19 protein-coding genes are annotated in these 17,720 nt (G+C 70.6%); 15 read left to right on the top strand and 4 right to left on the bottom strand.

Annotated elements, in window-relative coordinates:
- Nucleotides 1–6 precede the first annotated feature (6 nt).
- The 5 genes from sufC to ACWCXB_RS10630 are packed head-to-tail and all read left to right on the top strand — an operon-like array spanning nt 7 to nt 3,269.
- On the top strand, nt 7–771 hold the full coding sequence (gene sufC, locus ACWCXB_RS10650; protein WP_450721206.1) for a Fe-S cluster assembly ATPase SufC: 765 nt from the start codon (nt 7–9) through the stop codon (nt 769–771).
- Nucleotides 768–2,024: a cysteine desulfurase gene (locus ACWCXB_RS10645; protein ID WP_450721204.1), complete on the top strand. Its 1,257-nt coding sequence runs from the start codon at nt 768–770 to the stop codon at nt 2,022–2,024. Before sufC ends, ACWCXB_RS10645 begins: the two co-directional genes overlap by 4 nt.
- 10 nt (nt 2,025–2,034) lie before the next feature.
- Complete coding sequence (gene sufU / locus ACWCXB_RS10640) at nt 2,035–2,490, top strand: Fe-S cluster assembly sulfur transfer protein SufU (RefSeq protein ID WP_450721202.1); 456 nt, start codon at nt 2,035–2,037, stop codon at nt 2,488–2,490.
- Nucleotides 2,487–2,852 carry a metal-sulfur cluster assembly factor gene (locus tag ACWCXB_RS10635; protein ID WP_450721200.1) on the top strand — a complete coding sequence of 122 codons (366 nt, stop codon included), beginning with the start codon at nt 2,487–2,489 and terminating at the stop codon, nt 2,850–2,852. The genes sufU and ACWCXB_RS10635 overlap by 4 nt, the downstream gene beginning before the upstream one ends.
- Nucleotides 2,853–2,903: 51 nt before the next feature.
- Nucleotides 2,904–3,269 carry a VOC family protein gene (locus ACWCXB_RS10630; protein WP_450721199.1) on the top strand — a complete coding sequence of 122 codons (366 nt, stop codon included), beginning with the start codon at nt 2,904–2,906 and terminating at the stop codon, nt 3,267–3,269.
- Here the strand turns inward: ACWCXB_RS10630 and ACWCXB_RS10625 are convergent.
- Entirely contained in the window at nt 3,259–4,284 is a 1,026-nt protein-coding gene (locus tag ACWCXB_RS10625; RefSeq protein WP_450721197.1) for a DUF7847 domain-containing protein, read from the bottom strand. The genes ACWCXB_RS10630 and ACWCXB_RS10625 overlap by 11 nt on opposite strands.
- Before the next feature lie 244 nt (nt 4,285–4,528).
- Between ACWCXB_RS10625 and ACWCXB_RS10620 the strand changes: the two genes are divergently transcribed.
- The 3 genes from ACWCXB_RS10620 to dapD all read left to right on the top strand — a co-directional run bounded on the left by ACWCXB_RS10620 (nt 4,529) and on the right by dapD (nt 6,571).
- Complete coding sequence (locus ACWCXB_RS10620; protein ID WP_450721195.1) at nt 4,529–4,849, top strand: DMT family transporter; 321 nt, start codon at nt 4,529–4,531, stop codon at nt 4,847–4,849.
- Nucleotides 4,849–5,391, top strand: a complete 543-nt coding sequence (locus ACWCXB_RS10615) for a TetR/AcrR family transcriptional regulator (RefSeq protein ID WP_450721193.1) — start codon at nt 4,849–4,851, stop codon at nt 5,389–5,391. Before ACWCXB_RS10620 ends, ACWCXB_RS10615 begins: the two co-directional genes overlap by 1 nt.
- Before the next feature lie 190 nt (nt 5,392–5,581).
- Complete coding sequence (dapD, locus tag ACWCXB_RS10610) at nt 5,582–6,571, top strand: 2,3,4,5-tetrahydropyridine-2,6-dicarboxylate N-succinyltransferase (RefSeq protein WP_450721191.1); 990 nt, start codon at nt 5,582–5,584, stop codon at nt 6,569–6,571.
- Between the two features lie 48 nt (nt 6,572–6,619).
- Here the strand turns inward: dapD and dapA are convergent, their stop codons facing one another.
- On the bottom strand, nt 6,620–7,549 hold the full coding sequence (dapA, locus tag ACWCXB_RS10605; RefSeq protein WP_450721189.1) for a 4-hydroxy-tetrahydrodipicolinate synthase: 930 nt from the start codon (nt 7,547–7,549) through the stop codon (nt 6,620–6,622).
- A gap of 73 nt (nt 7,550–7,622) precedes the next feature.
- On the opposite strand from dapA, the gene ACWCXB_RS10600 reads away from it, so the two are divergent.
- Entirely contained in the window at nt 7,623–7,913 is a 291-nt protein-coding gene (locus tag ACWCXB_RS10600; RefSeq protein ID WP_450721187.1) for an SDR family NAD(P)-dependent oxidoreductase, read from the top strand.
- 114 nt (nt 7,914–8,027) lie between these two features.
- Here the strand turns inward: ACWCXB_RS10600 and ACWCXB_RS10595 are convergent, their stop codons facing one another.
- A complete protein-coding gene (locus ACWCXB_RS10595; protein ID WP_450721185.1) occupies nt 8,028–8,471 on the bottom strand; it encodes an N-acetyltransferase family protein in 444 nt (147 codons plus the stop codon).
- Nucleotides 8,472–8,527: 56 nt separating this feature from the next.
- Between ACWCXB_RS10595 and ACWCXB_RS10590 the strand changes: the two genes are divergently transcribed.
- Nucleotides 8,528–9,208: a hypothetical protein gene (locus ACWCXB_RS10590; protein WP_450721183.1), complete on the top strand. Its 681-nt coding sequence runs from the start codon at nt 8,528–8,530 to the stop codon at nt 9,206–9,208.
- An 87-nt stretch (nt 9,209–9,295) separates the two neighbouring features.
- Nucleotides 9,296–10,012, top strand: a complete 717-nt coding sequence (locus ACWCXB_RS10585; RefSeq protein WP_450721181.1) for an antibiotic biosynthesis monooxygenase — start codon at nt 9,296–9,298, stop codon at nt 10,010–10,012.
- Between the two features lie 66 nt (nt 10,013–10,078).
- Here ACWCXB_RS10585 and ACWCXB_RS10580 read toward each other — a convergent pair whose 3' ends face one another.
- Nucleotides 10,079–11,923, bottom strand: coding sequence for an endonuclease/exonuclease/phosphatase family protein (locus ACWCXB_RS10580; RefSeq protein WP_450721179.1), 1,845 nt, complete (start codon nt 11,921–11,923; stop codon nt 10,079–10,081).
- Between the two features lie 198 nt (nt 11,924–12,121).
- Between ACWCXB_RS10580 and ACWCXB_RS10575 the strand changes: the two genes are divergently transcribed.
- The 4 genes from ACWCXB_RS10575 (at nt 12,122) to ACWCXB_RS10560 (ending at nt 17,705) form a co-directional block, all read left to right on the top strand.
- Nucleotides 12,122–13,618 carry a hypothetical protein gene (locus tag ACWCXB_RS10575; RefSeq protein ID WP_450721177.1) on the top strand — a complete coding sequence of 499 codons (1,497 nt, stop codon included), beginning with the start codon at nt 12,122–12,124 and terminating at the stop codon, nt 13,616–13,618.
- 298 nt (nt 13,619–13,916) lie between these two features.
- Nucleotides 13,917–15,380, top strand: a complete 1,464-nt coding sequence (locus ACWCXB_RS10570) for an alkaline phosphatase PhoX (RefSeq protein WP_450721175.1) — start codon at nt 13,917–13,919, stop codon at nt 15,378–15,380.
- Nucleotides 15,381–15,859: 479 nt separating this feature from the next.
- The gene (locus ACWCXB_RS10565; protein WP_450721173.1) at nt 15,860–17,443 is read left to right on the top strand and encodes a TROVE domain-containing protein; all 1,584 of its coding nucleotides are present in this window, start codon (nt 15,860–15,862) and stop codon (nt 17,441–17,443) included.
- 34 nt (nt 17,444–17,477) lie between these two features.
- Nucleotides 17,478–17,705, top strand: a complete 228-nt coding sequence (locus ACWCXB_RS10560; protein WP_450721171.1) for a hypothetical protein — start codon at nt 17,478–17,480, stop codon at nt 17,703–17,705.
- Nucleotides 17,706–17,720 lie beyond the last annotated feature (15 nt).

The raw sequence follows: 17,720 nt of genomic DNA, 5'->3' as shown, positions 1-17,720 counted from the left end.
TCACCCATGGCAACGCTTGAAATCCGCGACCTGCACGTCTCCGTCGACGCCGAGAACGGCCCCCGGGAGATCCTCAAGGGCGTCGACCTGACCGTGAAGCAGGGTGAGACCCACGCCATCATGGGTCCCAACGGCTCCGGCAAGTCGACCCTCGCCTACTCCCTCGCGGGCCACCCCAAGTACACGATCACCACTGGCACCGTGACCCTGGACGGCGAGGACGTCCTGGAGATGTCCGTCGACGAGCGCGCCCGCGCCGGTGTCTTCCTCGCCATGCAGTACCCGGTCGAGGTCCCGGGTGTCTCGGTCTCCAACTTCCTGCGCACCTCCGCCACCGCCATCCGCGGCGAGGCCCCGAAGCTGCGCACCTGGGTGAAGGAGGTCAAGGAGACCATGGAGCGTCTCCAGATGGACCCCGCCTTCGCCGAGCGCAACGTCAACGAGGGCTTCTCCGGCGGTGAGAAGAAGCGCCACGAGATCCTTCAGCTCGAGCTCCTCAAGCCGAAGATCGCGATCCTCGACGAGACCGACTCCGGCCTGGACGTCGACGCGCTGCGCACCGTCTCCGAGGGCGTCAACCGCGTCCGCGAGACCGGCGAGGTCGGCACGCTGCTGATCACGCACTACACGCGCATCCTGCGCTACATCAAGCCCGACTTCGTTCACGTGTTCGCGAACGGCCGCATCGCCGAGTCCGGTGGCGCCGAGCTCGCCGACAAGCTCGAGGCCGAGGGCTACGAGGCATACACGAAGGGTGGCGTATCCGCGTGACACAGCTGCCGGGCCTCCTCGACACCGAGGCGATCCGCAAGGACTTCCCGATCCTGGACCGCCTGGTTCACGACGGTAAGAAGCTCGTGTACCTGGACAACGCGGCGACTTCACAGAAGCCGCGCCAGGTGCTCGACGCGCTCAACGCCTACTACGAGCGGTACAACGCAAACGTCCACCGTGGCGTGCACGTTCTCGCCGAGGAGGCCACGGCGGAGTACGAAGGCGCCCGCGACAAGGTCGCCGCCTTCATCAACGCGCCGAGCCGCGACGAGGTGATCTTCACCAAGAACGCGTCGGAGTCGCTGAACCTCGTGGCCAACATGCTGGGCTGGGCCGACGAGCCCTACCGCGTGGACCACGAGACCGAGATAGTCATCACGGAGATGGAGCACCACTCCAACATCGTTCCGTGGCAGCTGCTGTCGCAGCGCACCGGCGCGAAGCTGAAGTGGTTCGGCCTCACCGACGACGGCCGTCTCGACCTCTCCAACATCGACGAGATCATCACCGAGAAGACGAAGATCGTCTCCTTCACGCTGGTCTCCAACATCCTGGGCACGGTCAACCCGGTCGACAAGATCGTCCGCCGGGCGCAGGACGTGGGCGCGCTCGTCCTCGTCGACGCCTCGCAGGCCGCCCCGCACATGCCCCTGGACGTCCAGGCCCTGGGCGCCGACTTCGTGGCCTTCACCGGCCACAAGATGTGCGGCCCGACCGGCATCGGCGTGCTCTGGGGCCGCCAGGAGCTGCTGGAGGACCTCCCGCCGTTCCTGGGCGGCGGCGAGATGATCGAGACCGTCTCGATGCACTCGTCGACGTACGCGCCTGCCCCGCACAAGTTCGAGGCGGGTACGCCCCCGATCGCCCAGGCCGTCGGCCTCGGCGCGGCCGTGGACTACCTCACCTCGATCGGCATGGACAAGATCGCGCGGCATGAGCACGCGATCACCGAGTACGCGGTCAAGCGCCTTCAGGAAGTCCCCGACCTGCGGATCATCGGCCCGGTCACGGCCGAGGACCGCGGCGCGGCGATCTCCTTCGTGCTCGGCGACATCCACCCGCACGACGTGGGCCAGGTCCTCGACGAGCAGGGCATCGCGGTCCGCGTCGGCCACCACTGCGCGCGGCCCGTCTGCCTGCGGTACGGAATTCCTGCGACCACGCGGGCGTCGTTCTATCTGTACTCCACGCCGGCCGAGGTCGACGCGTTGATCGACGGCCTGGAGCACGTCCGCAACTTCTTCGGGTGAGGGGCCTGACGTGAAGCTTGATTCGATGTACCAGGACGTCATCCTGGACCACTACAAGCACCCGCACGGGCGGGGCTTGCGTGAGGGTGACGCCGAGGTGCACCACGTCAACCCCACCTGTGGCGACGAGATCACCCTTCGGGTGAAGTACGACGGCACGCTCATCCAGGACGTCTCGTACGAGGGCCAGGGCTGCTCCATCAGCCAGGCCTCCGCCTCCGTGCTGAACGAGCTGCTCGTCGGCAAGGAGCTGGCCGAGGCGCAGAAGATCCAGGCGACATTCCTCGAGCTGATGCAGTCCAAGGGGCAGATCGAGCCGGACGACGCGATGGAGGAGGTGCTGGAGGACGCGGTCGCGTTCGCCGGTGTCTCGAAGTACCCGGCGCGCGTGAAGTGCGCCCTCCTGAGCTGGATGGCATGGAAGGACGCGACGGCCCAGGCGCTGTCCGAAGGGAAGACCGCATGACCGAGAACGCCGAGGCCACGATGAAGCCGGCCTCCGAGACTGTATCCATCAAGCCCGCAAGCGAGGCGGAGATCCGCGAGGCGCTGTACGACGTCGTCGACCCCGAGCTGGGCATCGACGTCGTCAACCTCGGCCTGATCTACGGCATCCACATCGACGACTCGAACGTCGCGACCCTGGACATGACGCTGACGTCCGCGGCCTGCCCGCTGACCGATGTGATCGAGGACCAGGCGAAGGCGGCGACCGACGGCATCGTCAGCGAGCTGAAGATCAACTGGGTCTGGATGCCGCCGTGGGGACCGGACAAGATCACGGACGACGGGCGGGAGCAGCTGAGGGCGCTCGGCTTCAACGTCTGACACGCGGCGCGTGAACACCGACGGCCATGCCCGCCAGGCACACTGGCGGGCATGGCCGTTCGTATGTACCACCTCGTCGTCGACGCCCACGATCTGCCCGCCCTGGCCGGGTTCTGGTGTCAGGTGCTCGACTGGCAGGTGCTCTTCGAGGCCGAGGACGAAGTCGTCATCGGTGCCGATGAGTTCGCGATGCCGGGCATGTGTTTCGTGCCCGTGCCGGAGAAGAAGACCGTCAAGAACCGGCTGCACATCGATCTCACGCCCGACGACCAGGCCGCCGAGGTGGAAAGAATCCTCGCGCTCGGGGCCCGGCGGGCCGATGTCGGGCAGGGGGACGACGTGAGCTGGGTGGTGCTGGCGGACCCCGAGGGGAACGAGTTCTGTGTGCTGCGGCCGAAGAGGTCGCTCACGGACTGACGGGCGGGGCCGGCGGCTGCGGTGCGGGCATGCCGGCCGCCTCGGCCAGGGCCGGGGCCAGGTCCTCCTTGCGGATGCGCTGGTCGACGTAGAGCAGGCCGGTCACCAGGGGCGGGAAGGTCGTCTGGATGATGTAGCCGATCAGCTGGGCCACGAGGGCGACCACGATGTAGACGGCGAAGGCCGACAGCACCTCCCCCACCTCCGGCTCGGGGCCGAGGTTCGACGCACCCGCCATGGCGGAGAACATGCCCACCATGCTGAGCGTCTGCTGGATCATCCCGGCGATGAACGCGGCCAGCACATAGCCCAGCAGTGAGATGCCGAAGACCGGCCACCAGCGGCCGCGCACCAGCTCCCAGGAGCGCCGCATCGCCTGGATGGGCCCCTGCTTCTCGAACACCACGGCAGCGGGGGCGAGGCTGAACTTCCCCCAGAGCCACACCCCCGGAACGACGGACACCAGGAAGCCGAGCCACAGGGGCACCAGGACCGCGACCCCTGGGCCCTCGTCGCCGGCGCCGTTCAGCGACAGGCCGATCAGGGTGACCGCGAAGGCGACCATCAGCAGGACCATCGGTACCGCCGCGATCAATCCGGTGAGCAGGGCGGTGCCGATCAGCGCGGGCACCCTCGGCAGGGCCTGCCGCCATACGGAGCCGAAGCCGGCCGGGCGGCCCACGACCGCGTTCTGGAGCGTGGCGAACATGCTTCCCTGCGCCAGCGCCGCGGAGAAGAGGTAGCCCACGACGGCGATGAGCGCGACACACCCGAAGGCGACCACGAGCGGCTGCACCTGCTCCCACTCCGGATCCTGGCCGGAAGGCAGGTCCTTCAGCTCGTAGAAGGTGTCCTTGACGGCGGAGAAGGCGATGACCACGGCGCAGACCACGAGGACGCTGCATGCCCCGAACGCCGCCGCCGGAATGCCGATGACCGGCTTCTTGTACCGCCCGATGGCCGACATGGCGCCGCCCAGAATGTCGCCGACGGTCAGCGGCCGCAGCGGGATCACGCCCGGCTTAGGCGGCGGTGGCGGCCCCCAGCCGCCCCAGCCCGGTGCTCCGGGTCCCCCCCCCGGGCACGCCACCGTACGGATCGCCGTACGGGCCCCACCCCACGTTGTCCGACATTCCCCGCTCCCACCTGTCCTGTTCTCGTTCCCCGTCTGACCGGAACACGGTAGCGGGCAGAGGCATGCTCACGACACGGCCGGTTACTGTGTACGGTCGTACACATCGTTGCGTACACTCGTACACATGGGATACGGACTGCTGGCCGCGGCCATCGCGGCGGAGGTGGCCGGCACCACGGCCATGAAGTACAGCGAGGGCTTCACCAGGCTGTGGCCGTCACTGATCACCGTGACGGGCTATGTGCTCGCCTTCACCCTGCTCGCGCAGACCCTGAAGACACTCTCGGTCGGCACGGCCTACGCGATCTGGGCCGGCGTAGGCACCGCCGCCGTGGCCGCGATCGGCATGCTCTTCATGAACGAGTCCACCAACCTGGTCAAGATCGCGGGCATCGGACTCGTCATCGTGGGAGTCGTCGTCCTCAACCTCGGCGGGGCGCACTGATGGGACGCGGACGGCGTTACGACCCGGAGCGGCGCCAGCGCATCATCGACGCCGCGATCCGCGTGGTCGGGCGCAGCGGTATCGCCGGGCTCAGCCATCGGTCCGTCGCCGCCGAGGCCGATGTGCCCCTCGGCTCGACGACGTACCACTTCGCCTCCCTGGACGAGCTGCTCGTCGCAGCGTTGCGGCAGGCGAACGAGGGCTTCGGCGGGGCCCTGAGGGAGAGCGGCGCCCTCGCCGATCCGGACGCCGATCTCCCCGAGGAGCTCGCCCGGCTGATGGGGGAGTGGCTCGGCGGCGAACGCACCGGTGTGGAGCTCGAGTGCGAGCTCTACCTGGCCGCCCTGCGCCGCCCCGCCCTGCGCCCGGTCGCCGCGGAGTGGACCGACGGCGTCGTCGAGCTCCTCTCGCACAGGACGGATCCGGTCACGGCACGGGCGCTGGCGGCCCTGATGGACGGCATCTGCCTGCAGGTGCTGCTGACGGACACGGAGTACGACGAGGGGTACGCGCGCGAGATGCTGCGGCGGGTGCTGCGCTGACGCACACGGCCGGGCCCCGGGATCGTTGAGGCGGTCGGAGCGCTGTCCGTTATCCGTCGGCGGTCGGAGCGCTGCCGTCCGTTACCCGTCGGGCGGTCGGAGCGCGGCCGTCCGTGTGCCCCCGGCGGTCCCACGACCGGCACATGAGACCGGTTCGCCCGTGCGCGCCCCGGCCGGTTAGGTTCTCCTCATGACCGACACCACTGCTCCTCGCACCACCGGCGCCGTCGCCGCCGGCCTTGCCACCATCGCCGGCGATGGCACCGTTCTCGACACCTGGTTCCCCGCCCCGGAGCTCTCCGCCGAGCCCGGCCCCGCCGGTACCGAGCGCCTCACCCCCGACCAGGCCGTGAACCTGCTCGGTGAGGCTGCCGCCAAGGCCGTCGGTGTGGACGCCCGCCGCAGGGTCGAGGTCGTCGCCGTCCGTACGGTCATCGCCTCGCTCGACGACAAGCCGCTGGACGCGCACGACGCCTACCTGCGCCTGCACCTGCTCTCGCACCGCCTGGTGAAGCCCCACGGCCAGAACCTGGACGGTCTCTTCGGGCTGCTCTCCAACGTCGCCTGGACCTCGCTCGGTCCGATCGCGGTCGACGACGTCGAGACGGTGCGCCTGAACGCCCGCGCCGAGGGCCTGCACCTGCAGGTGACCTCGATCGACAAGTTCCCGCGGATGACGGACTACGTGGCCCCGAAGGGCGTCCGGATCGCCGACGCCGACCGCGTCCGCCTCGGCGCGCACCTCGCCGAGGGCACCACCGTGATGCACGAGGGCTTCGTCAACTTCAACGCCGGCACGCTGGGCACCTCCATGGTCGAGGGCCGCATCTCCGCGGGCGTCGTCGTCGGCAACGGCTCCGACATCGGCGGCGGCGCCTCCACCATGGGCACCCTCTCCGGCGGCGGCAACGTCATCATCTCCATCGGCGAGCGCTGCCTGGTCGGCGCCGAGGCGGGCGTCGGTATCGCGCTCGGCGACGAGTGCGTCGTCGAGGCCGGTCTGTACGTCACGGCCGGCACCCGCGTCACGCTGCCCGACGGTCAGATCGTCAAGGCCCGTGAGCTCTCCGGCGCTTCCAACATCCTCTTCCGCCGCAACTCGGTGACCGGTGCCGTCGAGGCCCGCCCGAACAACGCGGTGTGGGGCGGGCTCAACGAGGTTCTTCACAGCCACAACTGACCGAGCCGACGCATTCGTGTCGCTCTGCGTAACCTCTCATGGGCGGTGCTACTGCCCCGCCCGCAGCGCCTCGTACGCCGCCAGCAGCCCGTCGACCGACTCCCGGCCGGCGGGCTGCAGCGGTTCCCGGACCGGCCCGGCGGGCAGCCCGAGCGCGTCGAGGAGCGCCTTCGCCGTCACCGTCCCCGGCAGCCCGGACGCCATCATCAGCTCGGCGAGCGGGAGCGTCAGCCGGTTGAGCCGGGCGGCCTCGGCCGTCCTGCCCCCGTCGTACGCGTCGAGCACCGCACGCAGCGGGCGCGGTGCGACGTTCGCGACCGTGCTGACGAATCCGGCGCCGCCGACCGCGTACAGGGGCAGGTTCAGCTCCTCGCAGCCCGAGTAGTACGCGAGCGAGGTCCCGGCGATCACCTTCGTGCTGCCGAGCAGGTCGTACGCGCAGTCCTTCACGGCCACGATCCGCGGGTGCCCGGCGAGCCGCAGCATCGTGGCCGGTTCGATGCGGGTGCCGGTGCGCCCCGGGATGTCGTACAGCATCAGCGGAACGCCCACCGCGTCCGCGACCGTCCGGAAGTGCGCCTCGACGGCGGCCTGCGGCGGGCGGCTGTAGTAGGGCGTGACGACGAGGAGCCCGTCGGCGCCCGCGGCCTCGGCGGCCCGGGCCAGCTCGACGGTGTGCCGGGTGCTCGCGCTGCCGACACCGGCGACGACGCTCGCCCGGTCGCCCACCGCCTCCCGCACCGCCCCGACGAGCGCTGTCTTCTCCGCGTCCGTGGTCGTCGGGGACTCACCCGTCGTGCCGTTCAGTACGAGCCCGTCGCAGCCTTCGGCGACGAGATGCGCGGCGAGCTTCTGCGCTCCGGCCAGGTCGACCTCGCCCGCGATGGTGAAGGGCGTGATCATCGCGCAGAGGGCGCGGCCGAAGGGGCGCGGGTCGTGGTCCGGGTGTGTGCCGGGGTGTGAGCGTGATGTCGTCATGGTCGCAGTCTCGGCCGCACGGTCGTGAAGTTCCACTTAGTTCTTCTCGGGGTTAAGGGAAAGGAGTGCTGAAGTGTCGGAGTCCGTCACGGGCTCGTCATCGGGCATCGGGGCGGCCGTCGCACGCCGCCTCGCCGCATCCGGAGTCCGGGTCGTCGTCAACTCCGCCCGCTCGGTGGAGGCCGGCAAGGCGCTCGCCGCCGAGCTGCCGGATGCCGGCCACGTCCAGGCGGACGTGGCCGAGGAAGGCGCGGCCGCCGCCCTCGTCGAGGCCGCCGTCGCCGTACGGACGCCTGGACATCCTCGTCAACAGCGCGGGCACCACGCGGTTCATCCCGCACGACGATCTGGAAGCGGCGATTGACCGCGCTGCCCGAGGACATCGCCGAGGCCGTGTTCGACCTTGCCGACGCGTCGTACATCACCGGCGAGGTGCTGCTCGTCGACGGCGGCGGTCACCTGCTCTGACGCCGTCGGCTCAGAGCGACAGCTTGAACCCGTCGTGGCTGCGCGCGAAGCCCAGGGACGCGTAGAAGCGGTGCGCCTCCGTGCGCCGCTTGTTGCTCGTCAACTGGACCAGCGCGCAGCCACGTTCGCGGGCCCGCTCCACCGCGCGGGACATCAGCTCCCGCCCGAGACCGGCGCCGCGGCGGTCGGCCCGGATCCGCACGGCCTCGATCAGGGCCCGCTCGGCACCGTTTCTGCCGAGGCCCGGGATGTAGGTCGCCTGCAGACAGCCCACGACCGTGTCCCCGTCCACCAGCACCAGCATTTCGTTGCGGTCGTCCCGCTCGATGGCGGCGAAGGCCCGCTCGTACGCCTCGTCGACGACGACCGACGCCGGGTCGACGACCGTGTCCTCGTCGGCGAGAAGGGCGAGGATTGCGGGGAGTTCGCGGCGGGTGGCGGTGCGAAGGATCACGGCGGGAGTGTGCCATGAGGGCGCACTGGTGTTCGTTGCCGGGGCAGGATGGGTACATGATCCGTGCTGCGCGTATCGCCGTGCTCCCGCTGCTCCTCGCCCTCGCCGCCTGCGGTACGGAACGGGCCGGCGGCCCGTCGGCCGCGGACAGTACGGCACCTTCTGCCGCGGACAGTGCGGCGCCCTCCGCCGTCGGCGCGACGCCTCCAGCCGACCGTTCCGCACTGGAGGCCCGCGCTCGCGGCATCGAGTCCGCGATGGAGCTGATCTACGTGACCGACGTGGACGGTTTCGAGCTGGCGACGCAGTCCGTCGGCCCCGCCGGCCACGACGGCTTCCAGAGCACGTACGTCTCGCGATCCGGGTCCGCACAGATCCATCTCGTCGTCGACCGGGGCTCCCTCACCGGTGCCAACTGCGCCTCCCGGCCGGTGGATTCGGCGCCGGGTGCCCCGGTGGCCTGCGAGCGGGACGGCTCAGCCTGGTACCGGAGCTCGCCGGACCGTCATGAGTACGCCCGCGACGAGGGCGGCCATGTCGTCCAGGTCGCCGCCGACCGCTCCGTGGACCGCGCGACCCTGCGCCGCGCCGTCGAGTCCGTCCACCGCGCCGACGACGCCGAGCTGGACGCGGTCCTGCCCGCGGCGCCGACGGCCCCCGCATCGCCGGTGGAGCGGGGCGACCTCCCGCCCGTAGGTGACGGCGCTCCGAACAACGACGTGGGGGTGGGAGGCTGACACGGGTTGACCTGAACCTTGGTTGAGGTTCCAGGATGGTCGTCGAAGCGACGCACCACACGGGTGCGACGGCCGAGGAGGACCATCATGAGCGTGCAGCTTTCCCCCGTTCCCGACCTCACCCGTCCCGGCGTCGGCGCGATCAGGATCAGCAGCTGGCGCGTCGGGTCGCCCGTGCGGCAGAAGGCCGCCGTCGAGGCGATGGCCGCCGCCTGGCGGCGCGGCGACTGGCCGGATCCGGGCCTGCTGTCCTACAGCGTGTACGCGAGCGACGACGGAGACACCCTGCTGCACTACACGCAGTGGGCGAGCGACGACGCCTTCGAGGAGTTCCTCCGTACCCGGAGCGCCTTCAGGGAGGAGTGGAACGCCGAGGTCGACGCCGCCGTGCCGGGCATCGAGCGGCTCGGACTGCACGCGTACGAGCTCTACCGCAGCGGCCGGCGCACCCCGGACGACCACCGGGTCCCGGGGTGCGTCGTCATCGTCGAGGTCGACTTCGAGGGCCCCGACGCGGCGAGGCAGCGCGACTGGATCGACGCCGTGTTCGCCGCCCTCGAGAGCGATCCGTCCATGCATCCCGGCGGCATAGCGGCCCACTTCCACACCCGCACGGACGGCACCCGCGTCGTCAACTACGCCGAGTGGGAGAGCGCGCAGGCACACCAGGAGGCTCTCGATGCCCCCGGCGACGGCATCGGCTCGCGCACGGAGCAGTGGGAGCGCGTACAGCACTACCCCGGGCTCACGGGCAGCCGCGTGACGCGCTACACGCCCGCGCTCAGCATGAGCGCGGGCGTGTAGACACCAGACCCCGTGGACATCGGAACCCGGTGACGGGCCGGAACCCGGTGACGGGCCGGACCCCGGTTACGGGCGGAAGCGCAGCACCTGCGGGTCGTGGTCGCTGTTCTGGTCGGCGAACTCCGCGTTGATGTGCACGCTGTCGTAGCTGAAGTCGTCGATCGACGGGCTCGTCAGGATCTGGTCGAGCACCTGGCTGTTGCCCTGGTAGACGTACGAGTAACGCTCGCCGCGCGGCAGGGACTTGATCGCCGGGTACAGCACTCCGCCGTCCGTCAGCGCCTGCGTCGTCGCCGAGAACTCGAAGTCGTTGATGTCGCCGAGGACCACGACATCGGCATTCCGCTGCGCCTTCAGGACGTCCTTGACGAATGCGTTGACGGCCTGCGCCTGCTGGAGGCGCTTGGCCTCGGAGGAGCGGACCGGCGGCTGGTGGTGCGAGGCCAGGCCCTCGTCGCCGCCCTTCGAGCCGAAGTGGTTGGCGATGACGAAGACCGTGCGGCCGCGGAAGACGAACTCGCCCGCGAGCGGCTTGCGGCTGTTCCCCCAGGCGGTGTTCGCCGGGTCGATCCGGCCGGGGGAGAGGGTGAGGGCCGCGTGGCCCTCCTCCCGTACGACACCGGTCGCGGCCGTCGCGTTCCCGCCCGCGCGGTCGGTGAAGGACACCCGCTCCGGGTTGAAGAGGAACACCTGGCGGATGTTGCCGCCGGGCTCGCCGCCGTCCTTGTTGTTCTCCGGGTCGACCGTGCGCCACTCGTAGGCGGGACCGCCGGCCGCCGCGATCGCGGCCGTGAACTTCCCGATCGTCTGGTCGGCGGCGACCGTACCGTCGTTCTTGGCGCCGTTGTTGTCCTGGATCTCCTCCAGGGCGAGGATGTCGGGCGAGGCGAGGTTGCCGACGACGGCCTGCGCCAGCGCGTCGAACTTCTCCTGGGGGTCGGACGGGTCCAGGTTCTCCACGTTGTACGTGGCGATGGCGAGCTCACCGCGGCGCTGCGGGCGCGTCGACTCGCGCTCCAGCTCGCGGTCGGTGACCGTGCCGAGGGTGCGGGCGGTGATCGTGTAGCCGCCGAACTGGTTGAAGTCCAGCGGTCCTTCGGTCGTCCCGGACAGTACGTCGCCGACGTTCGCCTTGGGGAACGGCTGCTGGGCGAGCGGGACCAGCGACTGGATCTGCAGGCGGCCGGTGTTCTGGGACTCGTACGAGCCGTAGCGCGCGCCCCCGCGCCAGGTCGGGTTCTCCCAGGGCTTCACCGTCACCCACAGCTCGGCGTACGGGTCCGTGGCGCCGACGACGCGCGAGGTGCCGATGCGTACGTTGCTGCCCTCGAGCGACTCGTAGTAGTCCAGGGCGTACGAACGGGGCTGGAGCGGCAGCGCGTTGATGCTGTTCGCAGCGGCCGGGTCGCCCTCGGGCGCGTACGCCGACGGGACGGTCCAGCCGGAGACGGTCACGGCCTCGGGCAGCGCGTTGCCGGAGGAGACCACGGTGACGGCAGGCTTGGAGATCTGGGTCAGCGACTGGTTGCCGGAGCTCAGTCCGCCCGGGACGTACTCGCCGACAGTGCCCGAGACCTTCACGGCGTCGCCGACGGCGACGGTCGGGGTGGCGCCGGTGAAGACGAAGATGCCCTCGCTGGTGGCCGGATTCGCGTCCGCCTGCGGGTCCTGGATCCAGAAGCCGCGCGAGGAGCCGTACGTGCGGACGCCGATGACGATGCCCTCGACGTCCGTGACCTGCTGCCCGACGAGCGGGCTCATGCGGGTGGTGCCCTGGATGTCGTGAATGCGTGCGCCGGCCGTGCCGGTGGCGATGTCGGCGGCGGCCGAGGAGGAACCGGCGAGCAGACCGGCGGCCAGTGCGGTGGCCACGACGGTCGCGACGGCGGCGGATCTCGGTATCGAAGGCATCGGAGAACTCCGGAGTGAGGGATGGGGGGTGGTGCGAATATCTACGCGCGTCAATCTCTTGCCAGAGCACACCACTTGTCAAGAGCTGTCGGGTGTACGGGGGTTGACGCGTTCATGAACCAGAAGGCTTCGGGCGAAATGCGTCTACGCTGGGGGCCGCCCCGAGCCGGTACGTGCAGAGCCGAGGAGAACCGCCACATGCCCGGAGACCGCCCCGCCGAACGCCCCGTCCTGCCTCCGGTGCGACTGCATTCGGAGGCGGAGTTGGCGCGCGATGCGCTCGGCACGCCTCTGCTGTCCCGGGCCGTCCGCCTCGCGCGCTGGGCCGGTCCGGAGACGAGGGTCGGGCCGGGCGGGGAGCTCGTGGACGAACAACTGCCCGCGGCGGCCGAGGCCTTGGGACTCTCCGCCGACGACGACGGGGCGGCGGACGCGAGCGAGGCGTGGCGGGTCGCCGTGGACACGGGCCTCGTCGAGGTCGTCGGGCCCGACGAGGAGGGAGAGGACGAGCGCAAGGGCGAGGACAAGGACAAGGACGCCGGGTACGGCACCGCCACCACGGGCGGCAATCTGTCGCTGATCACCGGCGGCAGCCCGCAGGACGTGCTCGCGCTCTGGCAGGACGCCTTCGACCTGGTCTTCGCCGACGCGATCGCACCCTTCCTGGACGATCTGTCCGAGGTCATCGACGAGGGGGGCGAGATCGACTTCGAGGCGCTCGGCTGGGACCCCGATGCGGAGGCCGAGTTCCTCGACGGCGTCCTCGGCAACCTCTACCTGCTCACCGCCTCGGAGGGCGGGGCGGGGGAAGGCCCGGTGCCGCTGCCTGCCCTCGCCGCATCGGTCATCGTGCCCGACGACATCAGTGAGCCCACCGACGACGTACTCGAGCAGGTGTCCGACGCGATGATGCGGCTGGACGACCAGTTCCGGCTGCTGGAACCGATCGGTCTGGTGGAGTACCGGCCGGTCGACGAGGCGCTGATGGTGGAGGAGGGCGCGGAGCCCACGCCTTCGGTGGACGACGAGGACGTCTCGCGGTACGGGCTCGTGAAACTCACGCCGCTCGGGCTGTTCGGCGTACGGGCCCGGCTGCTGGAGGCGGGGGCGCTCGCACCGGCGGTGGGGGACCTCGCGGAGGGAGGCGCCGATGCGCTGCTCGACGGGGTCGCCCACTACCCGGAGACCTCGACGCGCGCGGAAACCCTCGCATGGCTCGACAGACGCGAACCGGCGGACGCGGCCGGGGAGCTGCTCAACGCCGCCCGCGGCGCGGACCGGGGAGCGCCGCTGCGGCGGCTGCACTGCCAGCAGGCGCTGTCGCTCCTCGGCACGGAGGCCGAGCCCGCCGTGCGCGGCGTTCTCGACGACCGGGAGCTGGGCGGTCTGGCGCGTGTGTGGCTCGTGGAGCGGGGCGCCAAGGACGTGCCGGCGCCGCCGGAGTCCATGATCTTCTGGCTCGCGATCGACACGATCGCGGCGCAGCTCGACACCGAGGGCGATCTGGAGGAGCTGCAGGACCTCGTGGAGGGGCTCGTCGGCCGGCACGGGGGGTTCTTCGATACGGCGTGGCGGGTGGACCATCCGGCGACGGCCGATGTGCTGGAGGCGATGGGGCGGCTGCACCGGGACCGGAAGACGGCGAAGGACGCGCGCAAGGCGGCGTTCAAGGCCCGCTCCCGACCGGGGGCGTGACCCGGCGCGTGCGGTGCCGCGACGTGGGGGCAAGCCCCCAGACCCCCGGGACGTGATCGGTACCGTCCGGTCGGCCCGCGTGTCCGTCCTCGAACGCCGGACGGGCTGAAAATCAGCCCTGCCGACGTCGGGGGAAGGGGTAGGGAGGTTCATGGAAGCGGGCCTCGCGGTGCTGTGTGCTGTCGCACGGTGTTCAACTGCCGTTTATGCGTGAGCGGGAGCGTTGCCCCGCAGACCCGCACCGCCGCACCTCCAGACCTTCAGGCACCACGCCACCCTCGTCCCTCAGGAGCCCGCGATGCCGCTCAGCCGCAGGGAATTCACCCGACAGTCCGCCCTCACCGGGGCGGGAGTCGCCCTCACCGGCGCCGTCGGCGCACTCGCCACCGCACCCGGCGCGCTCGCCGCCGAGGACCATGCCGAGGAGGCGGCTGCGGAGGCCACCCACGGCCACGGCCACGACCAGCACCACGGCCCGGGCTACGGCCCCCTGATTGCCGACCCGAACGGCATTCTCGCTCTCCCCGCCGGATTCTCGTACCGCATCGTCACCCACAGCGGCGTCACCAAGCTGGAGTCGGGCGAGTTCACTCCCTCCAACCACGACGGCACCGCCACCTTCGAGGGCCCGCGCGGCGTCACCCTGCTCGTCAACAACCACGAGCTCAAGGGCCCCCGCTCCAAGTGGAAGTACCCCGTCCCGCTCACCGACGGCCTCGTCTACGACCCGGCTGCGGCCGGCGGCTGCACCGTGGTCGAGACCCACCGCGACGGCCGCACCGCCGAGTGGGTCGGCATCGCCGGCACCTCCCAGAACTGCGCGGGCGGACGCACCCCCTGGGGCACCTGGCTCACCTGTGAGGAGAACGCCGACAGGGCCGGCCAGAACGGCATGACCAAGGACCACGGTTACGTCTTCGAGGTCGATCCCTACGACCGCCGTGCCAACCGCCACCCCCTGCCGATCAAGGCCTTCGGCCGCTACGAGCACGAGGCCGTCGTCATCGACACCAAGCGCGGCCACGCCTACCTCACCGAGGACGCCTCCGGCCCCAACGGCCTCATCTACCGCTGGGTCCCGCCGCACGGCTTCCAGCACGGCCGCGGCCGGCTCCGCCACATCCCCGAGGACGCCGGCCTGCTCCAGGCGACCAAGTGCTACGACGCGGGCGGCCGGTTCGTCGACGATCTTTCCCGCGCCACGAAGACCGGCACGGTGTACGGCGTGGACTGGGTCGACGTCCCCGACCGCGACGCCAAGGCCGTGCCGGTGCGCAAGCAGTTCGGCGAGGGCGAGGTCACCCGGGCCCGCAAGCTCGAAGGCATGTGGTGGGCGGACGGGGGCGCGTACATCGTCTCCTCGTACGCCCGCGACGAGAGCCCGGGGCAGCCGCACGACGGCCAGGTCTGGTTCTACGACCCGCGGCGCCGGACCCTGACGCTCAAGGTGCTGCTCGGTGTCAACGCGGACCCGTCGCAGGACGGCGCGTACGACGGCCCCGACAACATCACCGTCTCGCCGTACGGCGGCCTGATCATCGCCGAGGACGGCGAGGGCATCCAGCACCTCTTCGGCGCGACCGAGCGCGGGCGCACGTACCCGATCGCCCGCAACGAGCTGAACCTCGGCACTGCGGAGGAGCCGGACTACAGCGAGTTCGCCGGCGTGGTCTTCTCGCCCGACGGGCGGACCCTGTTCGCCAGCATCCAGACCCCCGGCATCCTGCTCGCCATCACGGGCCCCTGGAAGCGCGCCTCCTGAAAAACCCTTGGCACACGTCCTGCTTGCGTCCCTAGAGTGATCCACGTCCAGGTGCGCAGGCAGGACCTACTTCCGCTCATAACGGGGAGGTCGCGGGTTCGAGTCCCGCCGCCGGTACTCGTGCCGGTGTAGCTCAGGGGTCGGAGCACCAACACGTCGGTTCCGCCGAACTGTCCTCTGGACACCACAACTTCATGCACCTCCCGGTGCGCAGGCCGCGGTTACTTCGTTGCGATCGAATCCGTACCGCAGCCGTCCTGATCTCGGGAGGCTCAGCATGCGAGAAGAGGGTGCCCGGTGCGCAGGCAACGGGTACTTCCGGATCTGGCGGTTGCGGGTTCGAGTCCCGTCACGTCCTCAGGGGGCGTGTAGCTCAATCGGAAGAGCACCAGGCATGAGCACCGTCGCCGACTCCTGATCTCGGGCACCCTCCTCCGTGCTGCGCTTCCCCTGGAACTTCTGAATTCGGGGGAATTCACATGGCACGCTTCAACATCCGTACGACCAAGGCCCGCGCGGCCTCGCCCGTGAAGACAACCGGGCGCACCACGGCCACCCACCAGGGCGGCCAGGGACACCTGCGGGATGCCAGGTCCGAACTTTTCCTTCTCGCGGTCGCCAACTTCGTCTCGCAGCAGACCTTCTACGAGGCCGGCGACGCCCGCGACAACCGCTTCACCGCGCTCGTCCGAACGCTCGCCGTCGAGGACCCTGAGTGGACCGCGGGCCTGCTCGGCTGGCTGCGCGGCGACGCCAACATGCGCACGGCCTCACTCGTCGGCGCCGCCGAGTACGTGAGGGCCCGGCTGGAGGCGGGCGCCACCGAGGGCCCCGCGAACCGGCAGGTCGTCGCGTCCGTGCTGCGGCGCGCCGACGAGCCCGGAGAGCTGCTCGGCTACTGGACCTCGCGGTACGGGCGTGCCGTGCCCAAGCCCGTCAAGCGCGGGATCGCCGACGCCGTACGCCGCCTCTACAACGGCAGGTCGCTGCTGAAGTACGACACCGCGGCCAAGGGCTACCGCTTCGGCGACGTCCTCAATCTCGTGCACGCCTCGCCCGACCCCGACAAGCCGTGGCAGGGCGAGCTGTTCCAGTACGCCCTGGACCGCCGGTACCACCCGGACACGGCCGTCCCGCCCGCCTCGAACCGTACGCTGACCGCCCACCGGGCGCTGATGGCGTTGCCGGTGACGGAGCGGCGCGCGCTGGTCACGGGGCCGGACGGCGCCACGCGGCTGGCCGAGGCCGGGATGACCTGGGAGGCGCTGGCCGGATGGCTGCAGGGGCCGATGGACGCGGCGGCCTGGGAGGCCGTGATTCCGTCCATGGGCGCAATGGCGCTCGTACGGAATCTGCGCAACTTCGACGAGGCCGGGGTCTCGGACGAGGTCGCGGCGGGCGTCGCCGCGAGGATCTCGGACCCGGAAGCGGTCGCGGCGTCGCGGCAGTTCCCGTTCCGCTACCTGGCCGCCTACCAGCACGCGCCGTCGCTGCGCTGGTCGTATCCGCTGGAGCAGGCGCTCGGGCACTCGCTCGCGCAGGTGCCCGTGCTGTCCGGCCGGACGCTGATCCTGGTCGACCGCTCCGGCTCGATGTGGACGCGGCTCTCCGACCGCTCGGAGCTCAACCGGGCGGACGCGGCCGCGATCTTCGGTACGGCCCTGGCGATGCGGGCGGCCGACGCGGACCTGGTCGAGTTCGGGACGAGCAGCCGGCCCGTGAAGTACCGGCGGGGCGAGTCGGTGCTCAAGGTGCTGGAGCGCTTCGGGGACCTCGGCGGCACCAACACCACCGAGGCGGTCCGCAGGCACTACAGGAAGCACGACCGGGTGCTGATCGTCACCGACGAGCAGGCGACGTACAGCCACCACGGCGACCCGACCGAGCAGGTGCCGGACGACATCCCCGTCCACACCTGGAATCTGGCGGGTTACCGTGCAGGTCACGGCCCCTCCGGGACGGGCAACAGGCATACCTTCGGGGGCCTGACCGACGCGGCCTTCCGAATGGTCCCGCTGCTGGAGGCCGGCCGGGACGCGAACTGGCCGTGGGCGGGGGCTTGAACCGGTGGCGGCCCGAGGGCGCATACTTCGGGTAATGACAAAGTCAGCCGGATCCCGGCGCCACCTGCCCTCCAGTCCCTTCAACCGCAACACCCCGGTCAGCCCCCCGATCGAGCAGTTCGAGGTCGGAGACCGGGTCTCGCATGATCAATTCGGACTCGGAAGAGTCATCGCAGTCGAGGGCGGCACCGCTGTCCTCATCGATTTCGCGGGGCGACAGGGAAGGATCCTGAGCCCGTACACCAAACTGGCCAAACTCTGACAGGGCCGGTCCTGG

The sequence above is a fragment of the Streptomyces sp. NPDC001514 genome (genome assembly GCF_053597075.1).
Note: the sequence above shows the minus strand (reverse complement) of the source record. Positions and strands in the feature narration are given on the sequence as shown.

Coding starts and splice junctions, on each gene's coding strand:
- sufC (WP_450721206.1), top strand. CDS start 7: ATGGCAACGCTTGAAATCCGCGACCTGCACGTCTCCGTCGACGCCGAG.
- ACWCXB_RS10635 (WP_450721200.1), top strand. CDS start 2,487: ATGACCGAGAACGCCGAGGCCACGATGAAGCCGGCCTCCGAGACTGTA.
- ACWCXB_RS10630 (WP_450721199.1), top strand. CDS start 2,904: ATGGCCGTTCGTATGTACCACCTCGTCGTCGACGCCCACGATCTGCCC.
- ACWCXB_RS10620 (WP_450721195.1), top strand. CDS start 4,529: ATGGGATACGGACTGCTGGCCGCGGCCATCGCGGCGGAGGTGGCCGGC.
- ACWCXB_RS10615 (WP_450721193.1), top strand. CDS start 4,849: ATGGGACGCGGACGGCGTTACGACCCGGAGCGGCGCCAGCGCATCATC.
- dapD (WP_450721191.1), top strand. CDS start 5,582: ATGACCGACACCACTGCTCCTCGCACCACCGGCGCCGTCGCCGCCGGC.
- dapA (WP_450721189.1), bottom strand. CDS start 7,549: ATGACGACATCACGCTCACACCCCGGCACACACCCGGACCACGACCCG.
- ACWCXB_RS10590 (WP_450721183.1), top strand. CDS start 8,528: ATGATCCGTGCTGCGCGTATCGCCGTGCTCCCGCTGCTCCTCGCCCTC.
- ACWCXB_RS10585 (WP_450721181.1), top strand. CDS start 9,296: ATGAGCGTGCAGCTTTCCCCCGTTCCCGACCTCACCCGTCCCGGCGTC.
- ACWCXB_RS10580 (WP_450721179.1), bottom strand. CDS start 11,923: ATGCCTTCGATACCGAGATCCGCCGCCGTCGCGACCGTCGTGGCCACC.
- ACWCXB_RS10575 (WP_450721177.1), top strand. CDS start 12,122: ATGCCCGGAGACCGCCCCGCCGAACGCCCCGTCCTGCCTCCGGTGCGA.
- ACWCXB_RS10570 (WP_450721175.1), top strand. CDS start 13,917: ATGCCGCTCAGCCGCAGGGAATTCACCCGACAGTCCGCCCTCACCGGG.
- ACWCXB_RS10565 (WP_450721173.1), top strand. CDS start 15,860: ATGGCACGCTTCAACATCCGTACGACCAAGGCCCGCGCGGCCTCGCCC.
- ACWCXB_RS10560 (WP_450721171.1), top strand. CDS start 17,478: ATGACAAAGTCAGCCGGATCCCGGCGCCACCTGCCCTCCAGTCCCTTC.